This is a genomic window from Allobosea sp. LC85 (assembly GCF_000735605.1).
Lineage (GTDB): Bacteria > Pseudomonadota > Alphaproteobacteria > Rhizobiales > Beijerinckiaceae > Allobosea.
Genome location: NZ_JPKG01000027.1, coordinates 16459 through 36152 on the forward strand (window position 1 = coordinate 16459; position 19694 = coordinate 36152).

Consider the following 19694-nt stretch of genomic DNA (forward strand, 5'->3'; position numbering starts at 1 on the left):
ATCGGCCGCGAACCCGTCTCAGTCACGCGAATCTCCTGATTGCGATGAATCTGCGCGATCCATAGCGCGCCGAGGCCGCGCTTGTCGCGGGCGACCTCTCAGGGGCTCTCAGGCGTCTCGAACAGCTTCGGCAGATGGGCCTGATACCAGGCCTTCAGCTCTTCCAGTGCCGGGTGCTCGAGGTTGCGGCGCAAGTAGGCTTCGATTCGCGGCAGATGCTTGAGATAGGCAGGTTTGCCGTCGCGCTTGTCGAGGCGCGCGAAGATGCCGGCGATCTTGGTGTTGCGCTGCGCGCCCAGGATCGCATAGGCGCGAGCGAAGCCGGCGAGGTCGAAGCTTTCATCCGCCGCCCGCCGCGCCGAGCCATAGGCGGCGAGCAGCTTGAGTTCGAGCGCCGCCGGCACATCGACACGCGCGTCCTGTCCCAGCGAGACCAGATCATAGGCGGGGTGGCCTAGCACGACGTCCTGGAAATCGATCAGCCCGAGCCTGGCGTGTCCCTCACGTTTCGGCAGCCAGATCAGGTTCGGGGAGTGGAAGTCGCGGAGCGTCCAGGTCGATGGTGCGGCGAGGATCTCGTCGAACAGCTTGCCCCAGATGCGGTTGAATTCGGCATGCGTCACCGCGGGCAAGGTCACCCCGGCAATATGCGGGGCGTACCATTCGAGCACGAGTTCGGTCTCGATCGAGAGCGCGCCTCGATCATAGTCCGGCACGATGTAGTCGCGCCCGTCGGCGACTGGCAGGATCGCCGGCAGGGTGTGGCGATGCATGTCGGCCAGCAGCCGTGCGGCTGCTTCGTAGCGTTCGGGAATCGGTCCGTTCTCGTCGAGCACGCCTTCATCGCCGAGGTCCTCGATCAGCAGGAGGCCGGTTTCGAGATCCTGTGCAAAGATGTCGGGAGCCGAATAATTCAGCGAGCGCAGGCCACGATCCATACCGACGAAGGCATCGACCGATTCCGCCAGATGCGCGATGGCGCTGTAAGACTTGCCGAGGCGGATCGCAGGGCCGTCCGGACGCGGCGGCGAGATCATCAGGATGGCGGTTTGCCCGTCCGGACGGGTCAGCCGCTCATAGGCGCGGGTCGAGGCGTCGCCGAGCATGAAGTCGCGCTTGGCTTCACCCCATCCGGCAGAGTCGATCAGTCGCCGCGCCGCGATCGCGATGGCAAGGCGCGAGCGCCAAAGCACGCCGCCCGCGAGGCTGGCGATCCGCCCGGTCTCGGGTGCCTTAGGGTCGACATCCAGCACGATGTCGAGCCGCCGGCCTGCGGGCAGACGCGTACCGGCCCGGTCCGGCCATTCGACCAACGTGATGATGCGGTCGAGATCCTCGATCAGCCCGATATCATCGAGCTCGTCGGGCGATCGTACCCGGTAGAGATCGGCATGGATCACGCTGCCGCGCAGCGTGTCGTAGCTCTGCACCAGGGTAAAGGTCGGGCTCGGAGCTTCCAGTTCCGGGTTGTCGGCAAGCTCGCGCAGGATGGCGCGCGCCAGCAGCGACTTGCCGGCGCCGAGATGGCCGGAGATGGCCACGATATCGCCCGGCTTGAGGATGGCGGCGAGATCGCGGCCGAGCCGCACCGTGGCGCCTTCACCGGCCAGCGTCAGCCGATGCCCGCCCGTCTTCACGGTCTCCTCTGTCATTCAGCGGCATCCGAGAGCGGCATGCCTTCCGAGGGAAACACTGCGGTGACGCGCGTGCCCTGCCCAGGCGCGGAATCGAGCTCGACACGGCCACCATGCAGCTCGACGATCGAACGCACGATGGAGAGGCCAAGCCCGACGCCGCGATGCTTGGAGCCGAGGGAATGGCTCTCGAAGCGGTCAAACACCTTGTCCTTGACCTCGGCCGGGATGCCGCGGCCTTCGTCGACGACGGTGATGCGGACATCGCCGCCGCTGCGCCCGGCCGTGACCGTGATGGTCTGGCCGGGAGCGGAGAAGCCAATCGCATTCGAGATCAGGTTGAACAGCACCTGCCGCAACCTGCGGCCATCGGCACGCAAGGGGCCGGTCTGCGGCGCGATATCGACCTTGAGTGTCAGTTTGCTGTCGATCAGCCGATCGTGCAGCCCGGCCGTCGCCTGGGCAATGGTCTCGGCGACATCGACTTCCTGGAATTCGAGCGCCAAGGCGCCATTGTCGATCGAGGCGAGGTCGAGAATATCATTGATGATCGCGAGAAGTGCGCCGGAGGAGCGCACGATATGGCCGGTATAGTCGCGTTGCTTCTCGTTGAGCGCACCGATCGTCTCGGCGCCGAGCAATTGCGCGAAGCCGATGATGTTGGTCAGCGGCGAGCGCAGCTCATAGGAGACGTGGTGGACGAAATCCTCGCGCAGCCGCGAGACCTTCTCCAAAGCCTCGTTCTTCTCGGTCAGGGCACGTTCGACATTCACGCTGGCGGTGACGTCCGCGAAGGTGATCAGCGTCGCTCCGTCCGGCAGCGGCGCGGCGGCGCAATCGAGCACGGTGCCGTCACGACGCTCCATCCGGCAGCCATAGTCCTCACGCGCGTCGCGCACGCCGGTGATGACGCTCTGCAGCTCCGTCCAGACATCGTCATGCGGATAGAGCGGCCGGCAGAGCCGGACCACCTCGTCGATATGCGGCGTGGCTCCGGCCAGATCGCCATGGATCTTCCAGGCCTGGGCGAAAGCGGGGTTGGAGAGCTTGAGCCGCCCGTCCGAACCGAACACCGCGACGCCCTCGCGCAGCGAGTCGAGCGTTTCTCGTTGCGTGCGCGACAATGCGTTGAAGCGCGATTCGAGTGTGAAGCGTTCGGTCACGTCGTCGAAGAGATAGGTGACGCCGCCTTGCGGGTTGGGGCTCGAGACGACATGGATCGTCCGGCCGTCCGGCAGATACCACCAGTCCTCGTTGGCCCGCGGGCTTGTATAGGTGGCCTGCACCGCGGCCTTCCAGCTGCGATAGTCGCCGAGTTCAGGCAGGCGGCGCTCTGCCCTCAGCCGGTCGAGGATTTCGCTGTCGCTCGGTTTGCCCTCGAGGAAGGCGGAGTCGAGCGACCAGAGCGTCTCGAACCCGGAATTGCTGTAGACCAGCCGCTGTGACGCGTCGAACACGGCAACTGCCGTCTTCAGCCGGTCGAGCGTGCGCACATGCGCATCCATCTGGCGCTGCAGGTCGGCACGAACGGCCTCAAGCTCGCTCATGTCGGTCGCGATGCCGGCAAAGCCCGCCGGTGTCGGCATTTCCAGGATGTCGAGCGTATGCCGCTGGCCGGCCACCACAGCCGGAGCGCGCGTTGCGAACGGGCGCCCTTCGCTGCGCGCTTTGGCTGCGTTTTCCCGTTCATTGCGGTCGAGCAGCTCGAGGCCGCCCGTCACCGCCTCGCTGCCGCCCGCAGCTTCGACCGCGCGGGCATAGGCGGTGTTGGCCCAGCTCAGGCGTCCATCGGCATGGCGCGTCCAGACCGGTTGCGGCAGGCCGGCGAGCAAGGTCGAGAGCGCGGCATGATCGGCCGTGACGTGCTCAAGCTCGCTTTGCAGCGCCATGACCCGGGCCCGCTCGCCGCTGACCTCGCGGAAACGGATCACCGCGCGCCCTGCGACAGGGCGGCCTTCGACATCGATGAAGGGGCCGGAGCGGCTCCTGAGCGTGAAGCCGAAGGCTTCGCCGCGCTCCTTCAATGCGTCGGTGGCGAGTTCCAGGCGCTTGGCTTCGGCCGGAGGGGCCCAGCTGCCATAGGCAAGGGCAAGCGCAGCGCCGGGCGCGCCGAGAAAGCCGCTGTCGCCCTCGAAGATCGGCTCGGCGTTCTTTCCGTTCCAGCTCACCACGACCTGAGCGTCCGAGGCGAGCAGCGCGGCCAGGCGTTCCTGGTGGCTGCGGGCCGCCTCGAGCTCGCTCGCGAGCTCTCCTTCGCGGCGCTGCCAGCGTCCCCGCTCGCGCACATAGATGATCGAGGTTGTTGCCGCAAAGACCACAAGCCCGGCCAGGACGACCGAGAGGCTGCCTGCACCAAGCGCGCCTGTTGGCAGCGGCGCCATGATCTCGGTCTGTGCGATCACCGGAAGCGGGATGCTGCCGACGGCGAGGCCTGGGAGCAGTACGCTGTGGCGCCCCGCATCTCCGCTCCGTCTCTTTTGCCCCGCTCGTCTCATTCTGCTTCCGTCACTTGGTCTGAACCCGACCCTGGCGTTGAAGCGCCAGGGTGGAAAGCCGGTCGAAGCGCCGCAGCCCGGACCGGACGCACGCACACCACCAAACCAACCCGTTTGAGCTTGCTCGACCTCGCGCGAACGCAGCGGGGCCCGAATCAGCTCCACTCTAATCACCGGTGGAGTCCGGCAGGAAGTGCTTAATGGCCGGTAAATGCGTGGAAAATCGCGACCGAGTGCCGCTCCAGGTCAAGAAATCAACAAATTGAGCCTAGCCGTGGAAGACTGTCTATTAGTGGTGTCTTCTTATGGAAGTTGAGGACCGGCCAGATACAAAAAAGCCCGGCGCGAACGCCGGGCTTCTTCAATTTTGCGCCTGTTGGCGTGTCAGTAGCGGTAGAGCTCGGGCTTGAACGGCCCGGTCGGCGCCAGGCCAAGATACTTCGCCTGCGCCTCGTTGAGCACGGTCAGCTTGGCGCCGACCTTGGCGAGGTGGAGCGCCGCGACCTTCTCGTCGAGATGCTTCGGCAGCGTGTAGACCTTGTTCTCGTACTTGGCGTGGTGGTTCCAGAGCTCGACCTGGGCCAGCGTCTGATTCGAGAACGAGCAGGACATCACGAAGGACGGGTGGCCCGTGGCGTTGCCGAGATTCACCAGGCGACCTTCCGAGAGCAGGATGATGCGCTTGCCGTCCGGGAACTCGACCTCGTCGACCTGCGGCTTGACGTTGTCCCACTTGAAGTTCTTCAGGCCGGCGACCTGAATCTCCGAGTCGAAATGGCCGATATTGCAGACAATGGCGCGGTGCTTCATGGCGCGCATGTGCTCGACGGTGATGACGTCGAGATTGCCGGTGGCGGTCACGAAGATGTCGGCGCGGGGCGCAGCATCTTCCATGGTCACGACCTCATAGCCTTCCATCGCCGCCTGCAGCGCGCAGATCGGATCGATCTCGGTGACGAGCACGCGGCAACCGGCCTGGCGCAGCGAGGCGGACGAGCCCTTGCCGACGTCGCCATAGCCGGCGACGACCGCGACCTTGCCCGACATCATCACGTCGGTGCCGCGGCGGATGGCGTCGACCAGCGATTCACGGCAGCCATAGAGATTGTCGAATTTCGACTTGGTGACGGAGTCGTTGACGTTGATCGCGGGGAAGGGCATGCGGCCGGCCTTGGCCAGCTCGTAGAGGCGGTGCACGCCGGTGGTGGTCTCTTCGGAGACGCCCTTGATCGCGGCGCGGGTCTTGGTGAACCAGCCCGGATTGGCCTTGAGCTCCCGCTTGATCAGCTTGAAGAAGATCGTCTCTTCCTCGTTGCCCGGCTTGTCCAGGAACTCGGCCTTGCCGGCCTCGGCCTCGGCACCGAGGATGATCAGCATGGTCAGGTCGCCGCCATCGTCGAGGATCATGTTCGGCGTGCCGCCGTCACCCCAGGTCGCGGTGCGCAGGACGTATTCCCAATACTCCTCCAGCGTCTCGCCCTTGATGGCGAAGACCGGGGTGCCCGTCGCGGCGATCGCGGCGGCGGCGTGATCCTGGGTCGAGAAGATGTTGCAGGACGACCAGCGTACGTCGGCGCCGAGTTCCTTCAGCGTCTCGATCAGCACGGCGGTCTGAATGGTCATGTGCAGGCAGCCGGCGATGCGGGCGCCCTTGAGCGGGGCCTTGCCCTTGTGCTCGGCGCGGATCGCCATCAGGCCCGGCATTTCGTCCTGGGCCATGTTGATTTCCTTGCGGCCGTAATCCGCGAGGCTGATGTCCTTGACGATGTAGTCGTGCTTCGACACGGGGCTGCTCCAATGGCTTGATCTTGAATGACGCGCGGCTCTCTAGCAGCGACGGCGTCAGATGGCAATCAAAGATATAAAGATGTCTTTATATGCGCCGTGGGCGAGCATGCGCCGGAATGCCTGGACACCTCCCGTCAGGTGCGCATCCGGGGCGCTGCCCGCGTGTTTGCCATGCGCAGTCCGGGAAGGGATGGGGGGCGCCCGGTTTACCACCGGCGCATCTCCTGGCGCGCAGCGAAATCTGACCCTGATAAGCTGCACTGGAACCGGTCGGCGCCTGCGAGGCGAAGCATAACTGCCCGAGCGCGCAGTTCGCCGTGCCCGATCGTTGGACGGCGCTTGAGCCTATTCGCCTTCGCCAAACTTGTCGGCGACCAGCGCTTCGAGTGCCTTCAGCGCCTCCTGGGCGTCATGGCCTTTGGCGACGACGGTGATGGTCGAGCCGATGCCGGCACCAAGCGTCAGGATGCCCATGATCGAGGTTGCACCGACGGTCTCGCCGCAGCGGGTCACGGTAATGTCCGCATCGAAATTCGAGGCACACTGCACGAATTTCGCTGTGGCGCGGGCGTGCAGGCCCTTCTTGTTGACGATCGGCAGTTCGCAATAAAGCGCGCCGTTCGGGATCGCCGTCTCAGGGCAATCGCAATCGTCTTCGCTGCTGCTCACTGGGCTGCTGTTCACCTGGCCGCTCATCCTATTTTCCCGCCAGAACCCGGCTGGCGACGGTGATGTATTTTCGGCCGGCATCCTGCGCGCTGGTGACCGCCTCGTCGAGGGTCTTCTCCTCGCGCACGCTGGCGAGCTTGATCAGCATCGGCAGGTTGATCCCGGCCACGACGTCGATCCGACCGGGTTCCATCACCGAGATGGCCAGATTCGAGGGCGTGCCACCGAACATGTCGGTGAGAACGATCACGCCCTTGCCGTTCTCGACGGCTTCGACCGCCGCGATGATGTCGCGTCGACGGGCCTCCATGTCGTCATCGGGGGCGATGGCGATGGTGGCGAGGTTTTGCTGGGGGCCGACGACATGTTCGAGCGCTGAGCGGAACTCGGTCGCCAGATGCCCATGCGTCACAAGGACGAGTCCGATCATTCACTATCGCACCGGAGAGCGCTTGCAGGCGCCCGGACAAGGTCGCGGTTTATGCGGCAGGCGCGCCGGTTAGGCAAGACAGCTGGATTGAATCTTGTCGAAAACAAGGCTCACGTGTCTCCCATGAACAGGCGCAGGGCGGTGAGAACGAGCCGCTCGTCGCCGGCACGACCCTTCACGATGAGCCGCGGCAGATCGATGCCGGCGAGACGTTCCACCAGTGCTTCCGGCTCAGGCATGCGTTCCGGCTCTTCGCCGCTGCAATCGACAATCAGCCGGATCACCACGCCGGGCAAGGAGGGCTCAGGCGTGAGGCCGAGACCGCGTCGTTCGACCAGTCCCTCCAGCGGCGAGACCGGGTGGCCGACCAGCCTGTCGCCAATCGCCTTGATCTCGGTCCGGTCGTCGGCGACCAGGCGCGCGAACAGGCCATCTTGCCTGGCGAGGGCGATGAGGGCCAGCGCCAGAACCGACTTTCCGGCGCCCGATGGACCACGGATGATGATTCCTGCCTCGCCAATCGCGATCGTGCTGGCATGCACGCGCTCGCTGGCTGCGGTCTGGTTGGCTTTGTCCATGCGGGCAACTCAGGCGATGTGCTGAACGACGGGCAGCCGCACGACGAAGCGGGCACCGAGCCGTGGCGGGTCTTCCGCACCGGTCGAACGGTCGAGCCGGTTCTCGGCGCGAATGCTTCCGCGATGAGCTTCGACGATCTGGCGCGAGATCGAGAGGCCGAGCCCGGAATTCTGCCCAAAGCCCTCGTCCGGACGATCGGTATAGAAGCGCTCGAAGATGCGCTCGATGGCGTGGGGCGGGATACCCGGCCCGTCATCCTCGACGCTGATCAGGACGTCGGGGCCAACGCGCGACAGTATGACGCGCACAGGCTTGTCGGGCTGCGAGAAGGAACGAGCGTTGTCGATGAGATTGACCATGACCTGGCCGAGTCGGGAATCGTGGCCCATCACCAGGAAGTCCTGACGCCCGCCGGGGCGCTGCTCGCGCCGCTCGACCGAAAGCTCGATTCCGGGCTGACCGTCCCGGCGCGTCTGGTTCTGCAAGCCGACCACGGCCTCCAGGACCTGGGCCATGTCGACGGGGGCGGCATCGTTGCGTGCCAGTTCCGCGTCGAGCCGCGATGCGTCCGAAATATCCGAGATCAGGCGGTCGAGGCGCCGGACATCATGCTGGATCACGGCGAGCAGACGGCCGCGGGAATCGTCGTTCTTCACGCGCGGCAGCGTTTCCACGGCGCTGCGGAGAGACGTCAGCGGGTTCTTGAGTTCATGGGCGACATCGGCGGCGAAGCTCTCGATCGCCTCGATGCGGTTGTAGAGCGCCTTTGTCATGTCGCGCAGCGAGCCCGACAGATGTCCGATCTCGTCATGGCGATTGGTGAAATCGGGAATTTCCTCGCGCGACTTCACGCCCTTGCGCACGCGCTGAGCAGCGTCGGCGAGCTTGCGGATCGGCTCGGCGATCGTGCCGGCCAGCAGCACCGACAGCACGATCATCACGCCCGCGGCGACGGCAAAGACCTGGATGATGGCGTAGCGCTCGCCGGCGATGATGCCGTCGATGTCGCCGCCTTGCGTCGAGAGCAGTAGTGCTCCGCGCACGGCCCGGAAGCGCTGGACCGGGACGGCGACGGAGACGATGGTCTGCCCGCGGGTATTGACGCGCACGACGCTGGCTGGAACGCCGCTCAAGGCGCGGGCCACCTCCGGATAGGACTTGCCATTGGCATTGGCGAAATCGTCATAGGCCGGCACGTCGGCACGCCCGAGCCGGTTGCGCAGCATGTTCCAGGTGCGCTCGAGCAAGGGCGGCTCGTCCTGTTCGCCGAGCCGCGGCAAGTCGAGCCGGAGCACGTCGCCGCGCGAATAGAGGTTGCGCGAGTCGAGCGTCAGCATCCCGTCCTTGTCATAGACGCGGGCACGGGTCTTCGTCGGCGTCACCAGGCGTCTGAGCAGCGGCGCCACTTTCTCGGGATTGATCGAGAAATCGAGCGGATCATCGGCAATGCCGGCGCTTTCCCCCGCTTGCAGCTGCAGCAGCTTATCGGCGTCGATGCTGATCGTGTCGGTCTCGACCGTCGCGGAGGCCGCAATCGAGGCGGCAATGATCTCGCCCTGCGTCAGAAGGCTTTGCACCCGGGACTCGATCAATCCTTCGCGGAACTGATTGAGGTAGAGAAAGCCGAGCAGCAGTGCCACGAGCCCGGCGAGATTGAGGACGACGATGCGGCGCGTCAGGCTGGAGGCAGCGCGCGACGAGATGGCGCGCCAGGTATGCCGTCCCGCAAGCGCTACGCGCCGCCGCAGCGCCGGACGGCTGCGGCCGCCTTCGGCGCGGGGTCTGTCCTGTTCAATCGTCGCCATGCGTGATGCGTTCCAATTCCACGAAGGCGGTTAAGTGTCCCTCGGAGCAGGTCAAGGCATCGATCGCGATTCTCACATCTCCTTGAAGCGATAGCCGACACCGTACAGCGTCTCGATCATGTCGAACTCCGCGTCGACCTGATTGAACTTCTTGCGCAGCCGCTTGATATGGCTGTCGATGGTGCGGTCGTCGACATAGACCTCGTCGTCATAGGCGGCGTCCATCAGGGCGTTGCGGCTTTTCACCACGCCAGGACGCTGCGCCAGCGACTGCAGGATCAGGAATTCGGTGACGGTCAGCGTGACCGGCTCGCCCTTCCAGGTGCAGGTATGACGCTCCGGGTCCATGCGCAACTGGCCGCGCTCCAGGGCCTTGGCGTCTTCCGGCCGTGCCGGCGCGCTGACATCCTTGGCGCCTGCGCGGCGCAGGATCGCCTTGACGCGCTCGACCAGCAGCCGCTGCGAGAACGGCTTCCGGATGAATTCGTCCGCGCCCATCTTCAGGCCAAAGAGCTCGTCGATCTCCTCGTCCTTCGACGTCAGGAAGATCACCGGCAGGTCGGATTTCTGCCTGAGCCGCCGAAGCAGCTCCATCCCGTCCATGCGTGGCATCTTGATGTCGAAGATCGCCAGATCCGGCGGGTTCTGCTTCAGCCCATCGAGCGCCGATGCCCCGTCCGTATAGGTCATGATCCGGTATCCCTCGGCCTCGAGCGCGATGGAGACCGAGGTCAGGATGTTGCGGTCGTCGTCGACCAGCGCAATGGTTGGCATGGGCTTTACGTCTCTTGGCCGCGTTGCAATGACGGGTCCACTCTCGCGAGAGAGCGGCCAAACCGTGGCTGCAATCTAGCGGTGCCGTGACGGTTTCGCTACAGCCTAACGCATTGTTATGCCGAAGGGGTCCGAAGCGGCTATCGTCGGCTTCGCCTTGCGCAGCTCGCCAGGGCCGATTTTCGAGTGTGAGGAGCGTGCGATGTCTGAGGTTCAGGGACAGGCGATCACGCCGCGCGGCGTCGAGCTCGGCGGCACGGCACCGGATTCCTTCGATGCGGTCGCGATGGCGCGCGAGCTGCTGCGCATTGCCCGCACGGCCCCGCTGGCGACCCTCGACCCGGCAAGCGGATTTCCGTTGTCGACTCTCGTGAATGTCGCGACCGATGTCGATGGTACGCCGCTCCTTCTGCTCTCGAAGCTCGCATTGCACACGCGCAATCTCGATGCCGATCCGCGCTGCTCGATCCTGTGCTTTGCGCTCGGCAAGGGCGACCCCATGGCCAATTCGAAGCGCGTCAGCGTGGCCGGACGCGCATTGCGTACCGACGATCCGCGCGCGCGGCGCCGGTTCCTGGCGCGCCATCCCAAGTCAAAGCTCTACATCGATTTCCCGGATTTTTCGCTGTTCCGGCTCGAGGTCTCGGGGTTCCATCCGAATGGCGGGTTTGCCCGTGCTGCCGAGATCGCGACCGGTGACGTCCTGCTCGACCTGACGGGGTGCGATGCGCTGATCGAGGCCGAGGAGGGCGCCGTCGCGCATATGAACGAAGACCATGCCGAAGCGCTCGCACTCTATGCGACGCGGCTGCTGGGCGAAGCGGAGGGGCGCTGGCGGGCGACCGGTCTCGATCCCGAAGGGCTCGATCTCGTTTGCGGCGAGGCGGCGGCGCGCCTTGTCTTTCCCGAGCGCGTCACCAGCCCGGGTGCGCTGCGTGCCGCCCTGGTGGCCCTGGCCCAAAAGGCCCGTGCTGCGGCCTGATGACGCTGCGCGGGGAGCCTTGGTCCATTTAATCGATTTAAGGGAACTTGTGCCTGCCCAAGTTTCGTCGGTGACTTGAGCCGGCGTCGCCATGCGCTTAAAGAGCGCCGCACTTGATCTCGCCCACGGTGGCGGAAGCACAGTCCGCCATGTCGAAACAAGGCGTCGAAGGGCGCCGTTCGGGAGAATGCCTGTGGAGACCATCGGTCACTTCAACACCGCCTGCGGCGCCGACACATTCGGCTTCCGCAAGCTCAAGGCGGTGCGCTGGAACTTCGAAGCGGCGCGCCTTTACGAGGAGTCGCTGCGGCGCGGCGAGTCCGAGATCGCCCATGGTGGTGCGCTCTGCGCCGATACCGGCAGCCACACCGGCCGGTCTCCGAAGGACAAGTTCGTCGTCAAGGACGCGCTGACGGAAGGCACCGTCTGGTGGGAGAACAACGGCGCGATCACGCCGGCCCAGTTCGAGACCCTGCTCGCTGATTTCATCAGCCACGCCGAAGGCAAGGAACTCTTCGCCCAGGATCTCTATGGCGGGGCCGACCCGGTGCATCGCGTCAAGGCCCGGGTCTTCACCGAGTTCGCCTGGCACTCGCTCTTCATCCGCAACCTGCTGATCCGCCCGGCTCCGGAAGAGATTCCGGCCTATGTGCCGGAGATGACGATTGTCGATCTCCCGAGCTTCAAGGCCGATCCCAAGCGCCATGGCTGCCGCAGCGAGACCGTCGTCGCCATCGACTTCACCCGCAAGATCGTGCTGATCGGCGGCTCGGCCTATGCCGGCGAGATGAAGAAGTCGGTCTTCACCTATCTGAACTACATCCTGCCGACCAAGGGTGTCGTGCCGATGCATTGCTCAGCGAATGTCGGCCGCAATGACGAGCCGGCGATCTTCTTCGGCCTCTCCGGCACCGGCAAGACCACGCTGTCGGCAGACCCTGACCGCACGCTCATCGGCGATGACGAGCATGGCTGGTCGAAGGAGGGTATCTTCAATTTCGAGGGTGGCTGCTACGCCAAGACGATCAAGCTCTCGGCCGAGGCCGAGCCGCAGATCTATGCCGCTTCGCAGCGTTTTGGCACCGTGCTCGAGAACGTCGTACTCGACCCGATCAGCCGCGTCGTGGATTTCGACGACCAGAGCAAGACCGAGAACACCCGCTCGGCCTATCCGCTCGATTTCATCCCGAATGCGTCGCGTACCGGTCGGGCCGGCACGCCCAAGAACATCGTGATGCTGACGGCGGACGCATTTGGCGTGATGCCGCCGATCGCCAAGCTGACCCCGGCCGAGGCGATGTACCATTTCCTCTCCGGCTACACCGCCAAGGTTGCCGGCACGGAGCGCGGACTCGTCGGCGTCGAGCCGGAGTTCTCGACCTGCTTCGGCTCGCCCTTCCTGCCGCGTCACCCGTCCGAATACGCCAATCTGCTGCGCGACTTCATCGCCAAGCACCATGTCGATTGCTGGTTGGTGAACACTGGCTGGACCGGCGGCAAGTACGGCACCGGCCGGCGCATGCCGATCCGCGTTACCCGCCGCCTGCTGTCGGCGGCGCTGGATGGCTCGCTCAACCGTGCCGATTTCCGCCGCGATCCCTATTTCGGCTTCGCGGTACCGACCTCGGTGCCGGGCGTCGAGCCGCACATCCTCTATCCCGTCAAGACCTGGCAGGATAAGGCCGAGTTCGCCGAGACCGCCAAGAAGCTCGTCGGCATGTTCCGCGAGAACTTCAAGCGCTTCGAGAGCCATGTCGATGATGCCGTGAAAGCGGCGGCGCCGACCAGTTCGCTCGCGGCGTGACACCCGAATCGGTTTGATGTGTTACGAGAGGCGGCGATGAGCCGCCTCTCTTTGATTCTGCTGAAGCTTCTCACTACCTTCGTCATCGTCGGGGCGGGTCTTTGGGGGGGCGGTCTCCTGCTGTTCCGCCTGAATGGTGCGCTGGCCATCATGGGCGCCATCGGCTTCGGCTTCGCCGCGCTGGCCGGGCTGATCGGCATCTGGACCGGCGCGCTGCGGCTGCCGCTGGGCTTCGCAGTCCTGTTCCTCGGTCTGCTCGGCTGGTGGAACAGCATGCTGCCATCCCATGATCGCGACTGGATACCCGAACTCGCCCACCTGCCGGAGGTCGCGGGCGAAGGTGATCGCATCACCGTCACCAATCTGCGTCATTTCCGCTGGCGCACCGAAACCGACTACGATCAGCACTGGGAAACGCGCAGCTTCGACCTCTCGAAGATCGAGGGCGCCGATCTCTTCCTGTCCTACTGGTCCGGCGAGGCGATCGCGCACCTGCTCGTCAGCTTCACCTTTTCGGATTCTCTGCCGCTGACCTTTTCGATCGAGGTCCGGCGCGAGAAGGGCGAGGAATGGTCGTCGCTCGCCGGCTTCTTCCGGACCTATGAGATGGCCTATGTCGCCGCCGACGAGCGCGACATCGTTGGCCTGCGCACCCATGCGCGCGGCGAGGATGTGAGGCTGTTCCGGCTTGCCGCCACATCGGACCGTGCCCGCGATGTGCTGCTCGCCTATGTCGCCGACGTCAACCGGCTGGCGAAGAAGCCGCGCTGGTACAACACGCTGATGACCAATTGCACGACGGTGGTCTACCATCTCGTCGGCTCGGTTGCGCCGGGCTGGGCCTTCTCGCTGCCGCTCGATCCGCGCGTGCTGCTCTCGGGCTACCTGCCGGGCTACCTCGCCCGCATCGGTGCGATCCGCTCCGACATGCCGCTGGACGAGCTGATTCGACGCGGGCGCATCAGCGAGCGGGCGCGCATGCTTTCCCTCGACGATCCCGAATTCTCGCAGAGGATTCGCGAGGGCGTGCCGACGGGCCGGCCGTAACCCCTCGCAATCTCGTGACTAAAGCATCGCCCCAAAAAATGGATTGCGGTTTTCGGGGCAAAGCCGATGCAAACACAAAGAGTTGGATCATCGGCCCGGATACGATTTCCGGTTCGACGATCTGGGCTCGTCCGCCGGCACGCGCAGGGGCGGCGGATTGCGCGGCACGGGCCGGGCTGACGGTCAAGGCGGCTACCTGAAGAAGATCACCGTCTGAAGCAGGAAGAGCGGGATCAGGATCGCACCGGACCACATCATGTAGCCGAAGAAGCTCGGCATATTGACCTTCCGATCCTTGGCGATGGCGTAGACCATGAAGTTCGGCGCGTTGCCGATATAGCTGTTGGCTCCCATGAAGACGGCGCCGGCCGAGATCGCCGTCAGAGTCAACGCGCCGGTCGTCATCAGGGCTTTTGCGTTGCCACCGGCGAGCTCGAAGAAGACCAGATAGGTCGGGGCATTGTCGAGGAAAGACGAGAGGATGCCGGTCAGCCAGAAATAGGCGGCGTTGTTCGGCGTTCCGTCCGCATGCGTCACCATCGCGACGAGCGGTGCGAACGCCCCGTCCTTGCCGGCCTGCAGCATCGCCAGAACCGGAATGATGCAGACGAAGATGCCGGCAAAGAGCTTGGCGACCTCCTTGATCGGCCCCCAGCTGAATTCGTTGCCGGCGCGCACGGGCTTCGGCGTCAGCGCGAGCGAGAGCCCGGCAAGGCCGAGCAGGATCGCGTCGCGCACCACATCCTGCAGTTCGACACGAACGCCATGGAAGTCGAAGACGGTGCCGGGCTTCCAGTTCGCCGACATCAGGATGGCGAGGATGACGCCGCCGAGCAGCGCGATATTGATCTTGCCGAAGAGCTTGATGGCGCGGTCCGGCGTCGGATCCCTGAGCGCGGGGATGCCTTTTTCCTTGCTGACGAAGTAGCTGTCGAGCGCGAAGAACAGGGCCAGCAGCACGGCGACCGCGAAGCTGGTTTCCAGCAGAAGGTGCTGGGTCGTCCAGAAGAAGCTGACGCCGCGCAGGAAGCCGAGAAACAGCGGTGGATCTCCGAGCGGCGTCAGGGAGCCGCCGATATTCGAGACCAGGAAGATGAAGAACACGACGACATGCACATTGTGGTGGCGGTTGTCGTTGGCGCGTAGCAGCGGCCGGATCATGATGATCGAGGCGCCGGTCGTGCCGACCACGCTCGCCATCGCGGTCCCGATTGCCAGCAGAGCCGTATTGGTTGCTGGCGTGCCTTGAAGATTTCCGGTGATCAGGATGCCGCCGGCAATGGTGAAGAGCGCGAAGAGCAGGATGATGAAGGGGATGTATTCGAGCAGCGCCGTGTGAAGCAGCGATCCGAGCGCCGGATCAAAGCCGCGGAAGAGGACTAGCGGCACCAGCACGAGCGCCGCCCAGAAGGCTGCGAACTTGCCGTAATTGAGCTCCCAGAAATGCGGAAACAGGATCGGCCCGAGGGCGATCGAGAGCAGCATGCCGGCAAAGGGGAGAGCCCAGGCCGCACCGAGCGTCGCGCCGCCGATATCGCCTGCCGCGAACGCGATGCTGGGAACAAGGCACAGCGCCAAGGCCGCGCCCGCAAGCGAAATCACTGTCTTCAAGGACCGCTCTCCCCAATCCCGATATCGAGCGGTTTCCGTCATCGCCCGGTTGTGTTGTCGCGTAAAGGCTGATCGGAGGGCTAGCAACCTCACGGCGAAATGGCGTAGCTGCGCAATCCTGCCGATAGGGCGCGATTCAGATGGGGCTTCGACGATGCAACCGGCTTTCTCGACACTGTTCGGACTCGGCCTTTTGGCGGCGTCTTCAGCTTCGGCCTTCGCCCAGGTCGCGGTCGAGGAGATCAAGGCCCAGCTCTTCCTCGAGCGCACCGGCAGGCTCTCGGAGAATCTGGTCGGAACGAAGAAGGTGCTCCGCAACACGGTGATCGGCGAGGGCGATGTCGGCGAGCCGGCCGATGCGCTGCTGGTGACGCTTGCCTTCACCGGCGCGAAGAACACCAAATCCTCGGACAAGATCGCCCGCGATCTCGCCTCGCTCACCGTCAGGCAGAAGGCGAAGACCGGCGAGAAGATCCTGCTCAGGCGCGTCTATGGCGGGTTCCTCTTCGGCGAGGAGGGGCGCATCCACAAGGCTTTCCTGCTCGACAGCGCCACCTGCGCGCCGCTCGAGATCGAGGTGAAGGTCGGCAAGAGTCGTAAGGAAGCGAAGCTGGATTTCTTCTGTGGCGAGTAGAGTTCGGGGAAGATTTGTTATGTCAGGGTTCATTTTAGTGGAATAATCTCCTCGATGCGGCGTCCCGCCCGCAGCCTGATTCGGGACCGACCATGTGCCGTTTCCTCGCCTATTCCGGCGTTCCGGTTTTTCTTGAGGATTTCGTCGCCTCGCCCTGCCATTCGCTGATTCACCAGTCGCTCCATGCCGAGGAGACCAAGACCGGCACGAATGGCGACGGCTTTGGCGTCGGCTGGTATGGCGAGAAGCCGGAGCCCGGGCAGTATCGCGAGGTCAGGCCGGCCTGGTCCGACGAGAACCTGCTCTCGATCGCCCGTCAGGTGCGCTCGCATCTCTTCTTCGCGCATGTGCGCGCCGCGACAGGGACGGCGACGACGCGGGCCAATTGCCATCCCTTCGTCCATGGCCGGCATCTCTTCATGCATAACGGCCAGATCGGCGGCTACGCCCTGATCCGCCGCAAGCTCGAGAGCCTGATTCCCGATTCGCTCTACGCCGCCCGTGTCGGCACGACGGATTCGGAAGCGATCTTCCTGCTGGCGCTCGCCCGCATGGCGGATGGCTGCTCGCCCGGCGAAGCGTTGGCCTGGACCTTGGGCGAGGCGCTGGCCCTGATGCAGGCAGCCGGCATTCGCGAGCCCTTGCGCTGCGCCGCCGCGCTAGCCGATGGCGAGACGATCCACGCCTTTCGCTGGTCTTCGGATACGCGTCCGCCGACGCTCTACATCTGCAACCGCAGTGACAGCATCGTCGTCGCGTCCGAGCCGGTCGATGCCGCGCGCGACTGCTGGCAGGCGCTCGGATGCAACTCGATGGTGTCGGTGACATCCGGCGCAATCACGGTCAGCCCGTTCGAGGTGGGCCTTCGGCAGGCCGCCTGAGTCCCACCATCGCTTGCGTCCGTGCGCCGGCTGCGTCACATCGCGCCATGCGCGATTTCGATACCCCGCTTCCGATCGATGCCGTCCTGGGCGATCTCGCCGCGGCGCTGCGTGCCGGCCCGAATGCGGTGCTGGTCGCTCCTCCCGGCGCCGGCAAGACCACGCGCGTCCCGCTCGCTCTGCTCGACGAGCCCTGGGCGGCCGGCGGCAAGCTGATCGTCCTCGAGCCGCGCCGGCTCGCGGCACGGGGCGCTGCCGGCCGCATGGCGCAGACGCTGGGGGAGCGCGTTGGCGACACGGTTGGCCTGCGTGTCCGGCTCGGATCGAAGATCGGGCCGAACACGCGGATCGAGGTCGTCACCGAGGGCGTCTTTGCCCGGATGATCCTCGACGACCCGGCGCTCGATGGCATCGCTGCCGTGCTCTTCGACGAATTCCACGAACGCTCGCTCGATGCCGATTTCGGTCTCGCGCTGGCGCTCGACGCGCAAGGCGGACTGCGCGAGGACCTGCGCATCCTGGTGATGTCGGCCACGCTTGACGGGGCGCGGGTCGCAAAGCTGCTCGGCGCCGCGCCGGTCATCGAATCGCAGGGCCGGGCCTATCCGGTCGAGACGCGCTATCGCGGCCGGGATCCGCTGAAGCGGATCGAGGACCAGGTGACCGAGGCCGTGCAGCAGGCCCTGAACGAGCAACCGGGTTCGCTCCTCGTCTTCCTGCCGGGACAGGGTGAGATCAGGCGGGTCGAGGAGCGGCTGCGCGAACGCCTGCGCGACCCCGCGGTTGAGATCGCGCCGCTCTATGGCGCGCTCGATCAGGCCGAGCAGGATCGCGCCGTGCTGCCGGCGCCGGCCGGACGTCGCAAGATCGTGCTGGCGACCTCGATCGCCGAGACCTCGCTCACCATCGAGGGGGTGCGTGTGGTGGTCGATTCGGGCCTTGCACGCGTCCCCGTCTATGAGCCGGATATCGGCGTGACCCGGCTCGAGACCCGCCGGGTCAGCCGCGCTGCCGCTGACCAGCGCCGCGGCCGCGCCGGTCGCACCGAACCGGGAATGTGCTACCGCCTCTGGGAGGAGGCCGGCACCGGTGCGCTGGAAGCCTTCGCCCGGCCCGAAATCCTCTCTGCGGATCTCGCGCCCCTGCTGCTTGATTGCGCGGCCTGGGGCGTAGCCGATCCGACATCGCTCACCTTTCTCGACCAGCCGCCGGCGCCTGCCTTGAAGGAGGCGCGGGCACTGCTGCTCAATCTTGGTGCACTCGCCGCCGATGGGCGCATCACCGCCGATGGCCGGGCCTTGCAGGCCTTGCCGTTGCCGCCGCGCCTTGCCCGCATGGTCGTCGTTGCCGCGCGCTTCGATCAGGCCAGGGCAGCGGCGGAACTGGCGGCGCTTCTTGTCGAACGGGGCCTGGGTGGGGACGCGCCGGATCTCGCCGAGCGGGCCGAGCAATTCGGGCGGGAGCGCGGCGGTCGCGCCGCCGATATGCGCCGCCTCGCGGAGGGCTGGGCCCGGTTGGCGGAGAAGGCGAGCCCGCCTGGGCGCGACGCGCCGGGCTCCACCGGCTTCCTGCTCGCGCTCGCCTATCCCGATCGAATCGCCAGGCTCCGCGCACCGGGCTCGGGCCAGTATCTCCTGGCCAATGGCCGCGGTGCCGCGCTGGAACCGACGCAGCGCCTCGCCCGCGAGCCCTGGATCGTCGTTGCGGACATGACGGGCGCGGCGCAGCAGGCCCGAATCCTCGGCGGTGCTGCGATCGGCGAAGACGAGGTCATGCGGCAGGCCGCAGATGGCCTCGCGCCCTTCGGCCTGGAGGAACGGACGGAAACGATCTTCGATCGCAATGCCCGCGCCCTGCGCGCCCGCGCGCTCAGGCGCTATGGCGCGATCAGCCTGTCGGAGCGCCCGCTTCCGGTCGAGGGGACGCCGGAGAACGCTGCGATCCTGGCCGCGGGCGTCGCGACGCTGGGTGTGGGGTTGCTGCCATGGACAAAGGCGCAGCAGCAGTTGCGCGAGCGCGCCGCCTTCCTGCGGCAGGCCGCGGCAGGCACTGCCGGCGATAATCCCTGGCCCGATCTGTCCGATGCCGGGCTCGCGGCCGAGCCGGAACTCTGGCTGGCGCCCCATATCGAGGGTCGAGCCTCGCTCGCGGCGATCGAGCCGGCCGACCTCGACGCGGCGCTGGCAAGCCTGCTGCCCTGGGATCTGAAGCGCCGGCTCGATGCCGAGGCCCCGACGCATTTCGCCGCACCGACCGGCTCCCATCTCGCGGTCGACTACGCGGCCGAGGCAGGGCCGACCATCTCGGTGCGTGTGCAGGAGCTCTACGGGCTTAGCCAGCACCCCTCGCTCGCGGCTGGCCGGGTGCCGCTCGTCCTGGAGCTGCTGTCGCCGGCGCATCGGCCGATCCAGGTCACGCGCGACCTCCCGGGCTTCTGGCGCGGCTCATGGGCTGCGGTGAAGGCCGACATGAAGGGCCGCTATCCCCGCCATCTCTGGCCGGACGATCCGGCCGCTGCGCTGCCGACGACGCGGGCGAAGCCGCGCGGCACCTGAGTTCCC

The 19694-nt window shown here is 65.8% G+C and carries 15 protein-coding genes; 6 read left to right on the forward strand and 9 right to left on the reverse strand.

Going from position 1 to position 19694, the window contains the following annotated elements; all coding sequences use genetic code 11:
- Positions 1-98 precede the first annotated feature (98 nt).
- The 8 genes from tsaE to FG93_RS12330 form a co-directional block, all read right to left on the reverse strand.
- Positions 99-1652, reverse strand: a complete 1554-nt coding sequence (gene tsaE, locus FG93_RS12295) for a tRNA (adenosine(37)-N6)-threonylcarbamoyltransferase complex ATPase subunit type 1 TsaE (RefSeq protein WP_052513683.1) — start codon at positions 1650-1652, stop codon at positions 99-101.
- The gene (locus tag FG93_RS12300; RefSeq protein WP_244448593.1) at positions 1649-4036 is read right to left on the reverse strand and encodes a PAS domain-containing sensor histidine kinase; all 2388 of its coding nucleotides are present in this window, start codon (positions 4034-4036) and stop codon (positions 1649-1651) included. The genes tsaE and FG93_RS12300 overlap by 4 nt, the downstream gene beginning before the upstream one ends.
- A gap of 477 nt (positions 4037-4513) precedes the next feature.
- Positions 4514-5914 carry an adenosylhomocysteinase gene (ahcY, locus tag FG93_RS12305; protein WP_043234820.1) on the reverse strand — a complete coding sequence of 467 codons (1401 nt, stop codon included), beginning with the start codon at positions 5912-5914 and terminating at the stop codon, positions 4514-4516.
- 348 nt (positions 5915-6262) lie between these two features.
- The gene (locus tag FG93_RS12310; RefSeq protein ID WP_052513684.1) at positions 6263-6613 is read right to left on the reverse strand and encodes an HPr family phosphocarrier protein; all 351 of its coding nucleotides are present in this window, start codon (positions 6611-6613) and stop codon (positions 6263-6265) included.
- Between the two features lies 1 nt (position 6614).
- Positions 6615-7016 carry a PTS sugar transporter subunit IIA gene (locus FG93_RS12315; protein ID WP_043234821.1) on the reverse strand — a complete coding sequence of 134 codons (402 nt, stop codon included), beginning with the start codon at positions 7014-7016 and terminating at the stop codon, positions 6615-6617.
- Between the two features lie 110 nt (positions 7017-7126).
- Positions 7127-7594: a hypothetical protein gene (locus FG93_RS12320; RefSeq protein ID WP_043234822.1), complete on the reverse strand. Its 468-nt coding sequence runs from the start codon at positions 7592-7594 to the stop codon at positions 7127-7129.
- A gap of 9 nt (positions 7595-7603) precedes the next feature.
- On the reverse strand, positions 7604-9400 hold the full coding sequence (locus tag FG93_RS12325; RefSeq protein WP_043234823.1) for a stimulus-sensing domain-containing protein: 1797 nt from the start codon (positions 9398-9400) through the stop codon (positions 7604-7606).
- A gap of 72 nt (positions 9401-9472) precedes the next feature.
- Positions 9473-10174, reverse strand: a complete 702-nt coding sequence (locus tag FG93_RS12330; protein ID WP_043234825.1) for a response regulator transcription factor — start codon at positions 10172-10174, stop codon at positions 9473-9475.
- Between the two features lie 202 nt (positions 10175-10376).
- Between FG93_RS12330 and FG93_RS12335 the strand changes: the two genes are divergently transcribed.
- The 3 genes from FG93_RS12335 to FG93_RS12345 all read left to right on the forward strand — a co-directional run bounded on the left by FG93_RS12335 (position 10377) and on the right by FG93_RS12345 (position 14007).
- Positions 10377-11156 carry a HugZ family protein gene (locus FG93_RS12335; RefSeq protein ID WP_043235066.1) on the forward strand — a complete coding sequence of 260 codons (780 nt, stop codon included), beginning with the start codon at positions 10377-10379 and terminating at the stop codon, positions 11154-11156.
- Between the two features lie 193 nt (positions 11157-11349).
- Positions 11350-12960, forward strand: a complete 1611-nt coding sequence (locus FG93_RS12340; RefSeq protein WP_152579412.1) for a phosphoenolpyruvate carboxykinase — start codon at positions 11350-11352, stop codon at positions 12958-12960.
- Positions 12961-12996: 36 nt separating this feature from the next.
- A complete protein-coding gene (locus FG93_RS12345) occupies positions 12997-14007 on the forward strand; it encodes a DUF4105 domain-containing protein (RefSeq protein WP_043234827.1) in 1011 nt (336 codons plus the stop codon).
- A gap of 192 nt (positions 14008-14199) precedes the next feature.
- On the opposite strand, the gene FG93_RS12350 is transcribed toward FG93_RS12345, so the two are convergent.
- A complete protein-coding gene (locus FG93_RS12350; protein ID WP_043234830.1) occupies positions 14200-15618 on the reverse strand; it encodes a sodium:proton antiporter in 1419 nt (472 codons plus the stop codon).
- A 154-nt stretch (positions 15619-15772) separates the two neighbouring features.
- Here FG93_RS12350 and FG93_RS12355 point away from each other — a divergent pair, with 154 nt between their 5' ends.
- The 3 genes from FG93_RS12355 (at position 15773) to hrpB (ending at position 19688) form a co-directional block, all read left to right on the forward strand.
- Positions 15773-16252, forward strand: a complete 480-nt coding sequence (locus FG93_RS12355) for a hypothetical protein (RefSeq protein WP_043234831.1) — start codon at positions 15773-15775, stop codon at positions 16250-16252.
- A gap of 92 nt (positions 16253-16344) precedes the next feature.
- Entirely contained in the window at positions 16345-17133 is a 789-nt protein-coding gene (locus tag FG93_RS12360) for a class II glutamine amidotransferase (RefSeq protein ID WP_043234833.1), read from the forward strand.
- Between the two features lie 47 nt (positions 17134-17180).
- Positions 17181-19688, forward strand: coding sequence for an ATP-dependent helicase HrpB (gene hrpB / locus FG93_RS12365; protein WP_043234834.1), 2508 nt, complete (start codon positions 17181-17183; stop codon positions 19686-19688).
- Positions 19689-19694 lie beyond the last annotated feature (6 nt).

Bases quoted from the DNA above. Each gene is read 5' to 3' on its own strand.
- tsaE (WP_052513683.1), bottom strand. From the start codon at position 1,652: ATGACAGAGGAGACCGTGAAGACGGGCGGGCATCGGCTGACGCTGGCC.
- FG93_RS12320 (WP_043234822.1), bottom strand. From the start codon at position 7,594: ATGGACAAAGCCAACCAGACCGCAGCCAGCGAGCGCGTGCATGCCAGC.
- FG93_RS12310 (WP_052513684.1), bottom strand. From the start codon at position 6,613: ATGAGCGGCCAGGTGAACAGCAGCCCAGTGAGCAGCAGCGAAGACGAT.
- FG93_RS12330 (WP_043234825.1), bottom strand. From the start codon at position 10,174: ATGCCAACCATTGCGCTGGTCGACGACGACCGCAACATCCTGACCTCG.
- FG93_RS12335 (WP_043235066.1), top strand. From the start codon at position 10,377: ATGTCTGAGGTTCAGGGACAGGCGATCACGCCGCGCGGCGTCGAGCTC.
- FG93_RS12315 (WP_043234821.1), bottom strand. From the start codon at position 7,016: ATGATCGGACTCGTCCTTGTGACGCATGGGCATCTGGCGACCGAGTTC.
- FG93_RS12325 (WP_043234823.1), bottom strand. From the start codon at position 9,400: ATGGCGACGATTGAACAGGACAGACCCCGCGCCGAAGGCGGCCGCAGC.
- FG93_RS12345 (WP_043234827.1), top strand. From the start codon at position 12,997: ATGAGCCGCCTCTCTTTGATTCTGCTGAAGCTTCTCACTACCTTCGTC.
- FG93_RS12355 (WP_043234831.1), top strand. From the start codon at position 15,773: ATGCAACCGGCTTTCTCGACACTGTTCGGACTCGGCCTTTTGGCGGCG.
- FG93_RS12360 (WP_043234833.1), top strand. From the start codon at position 16,345: ATGTGCCGTTTCCTCGCCTATTCCGGCGTTCCGGTTTTTCTTGAGGAT.
- hrpB (WP_043234834.1), top strand. From the start codon at position 17,181: ATGCGCGATTTCGATACCCCGCTTCCGATCGATGCCGTCCTGGGCGAT.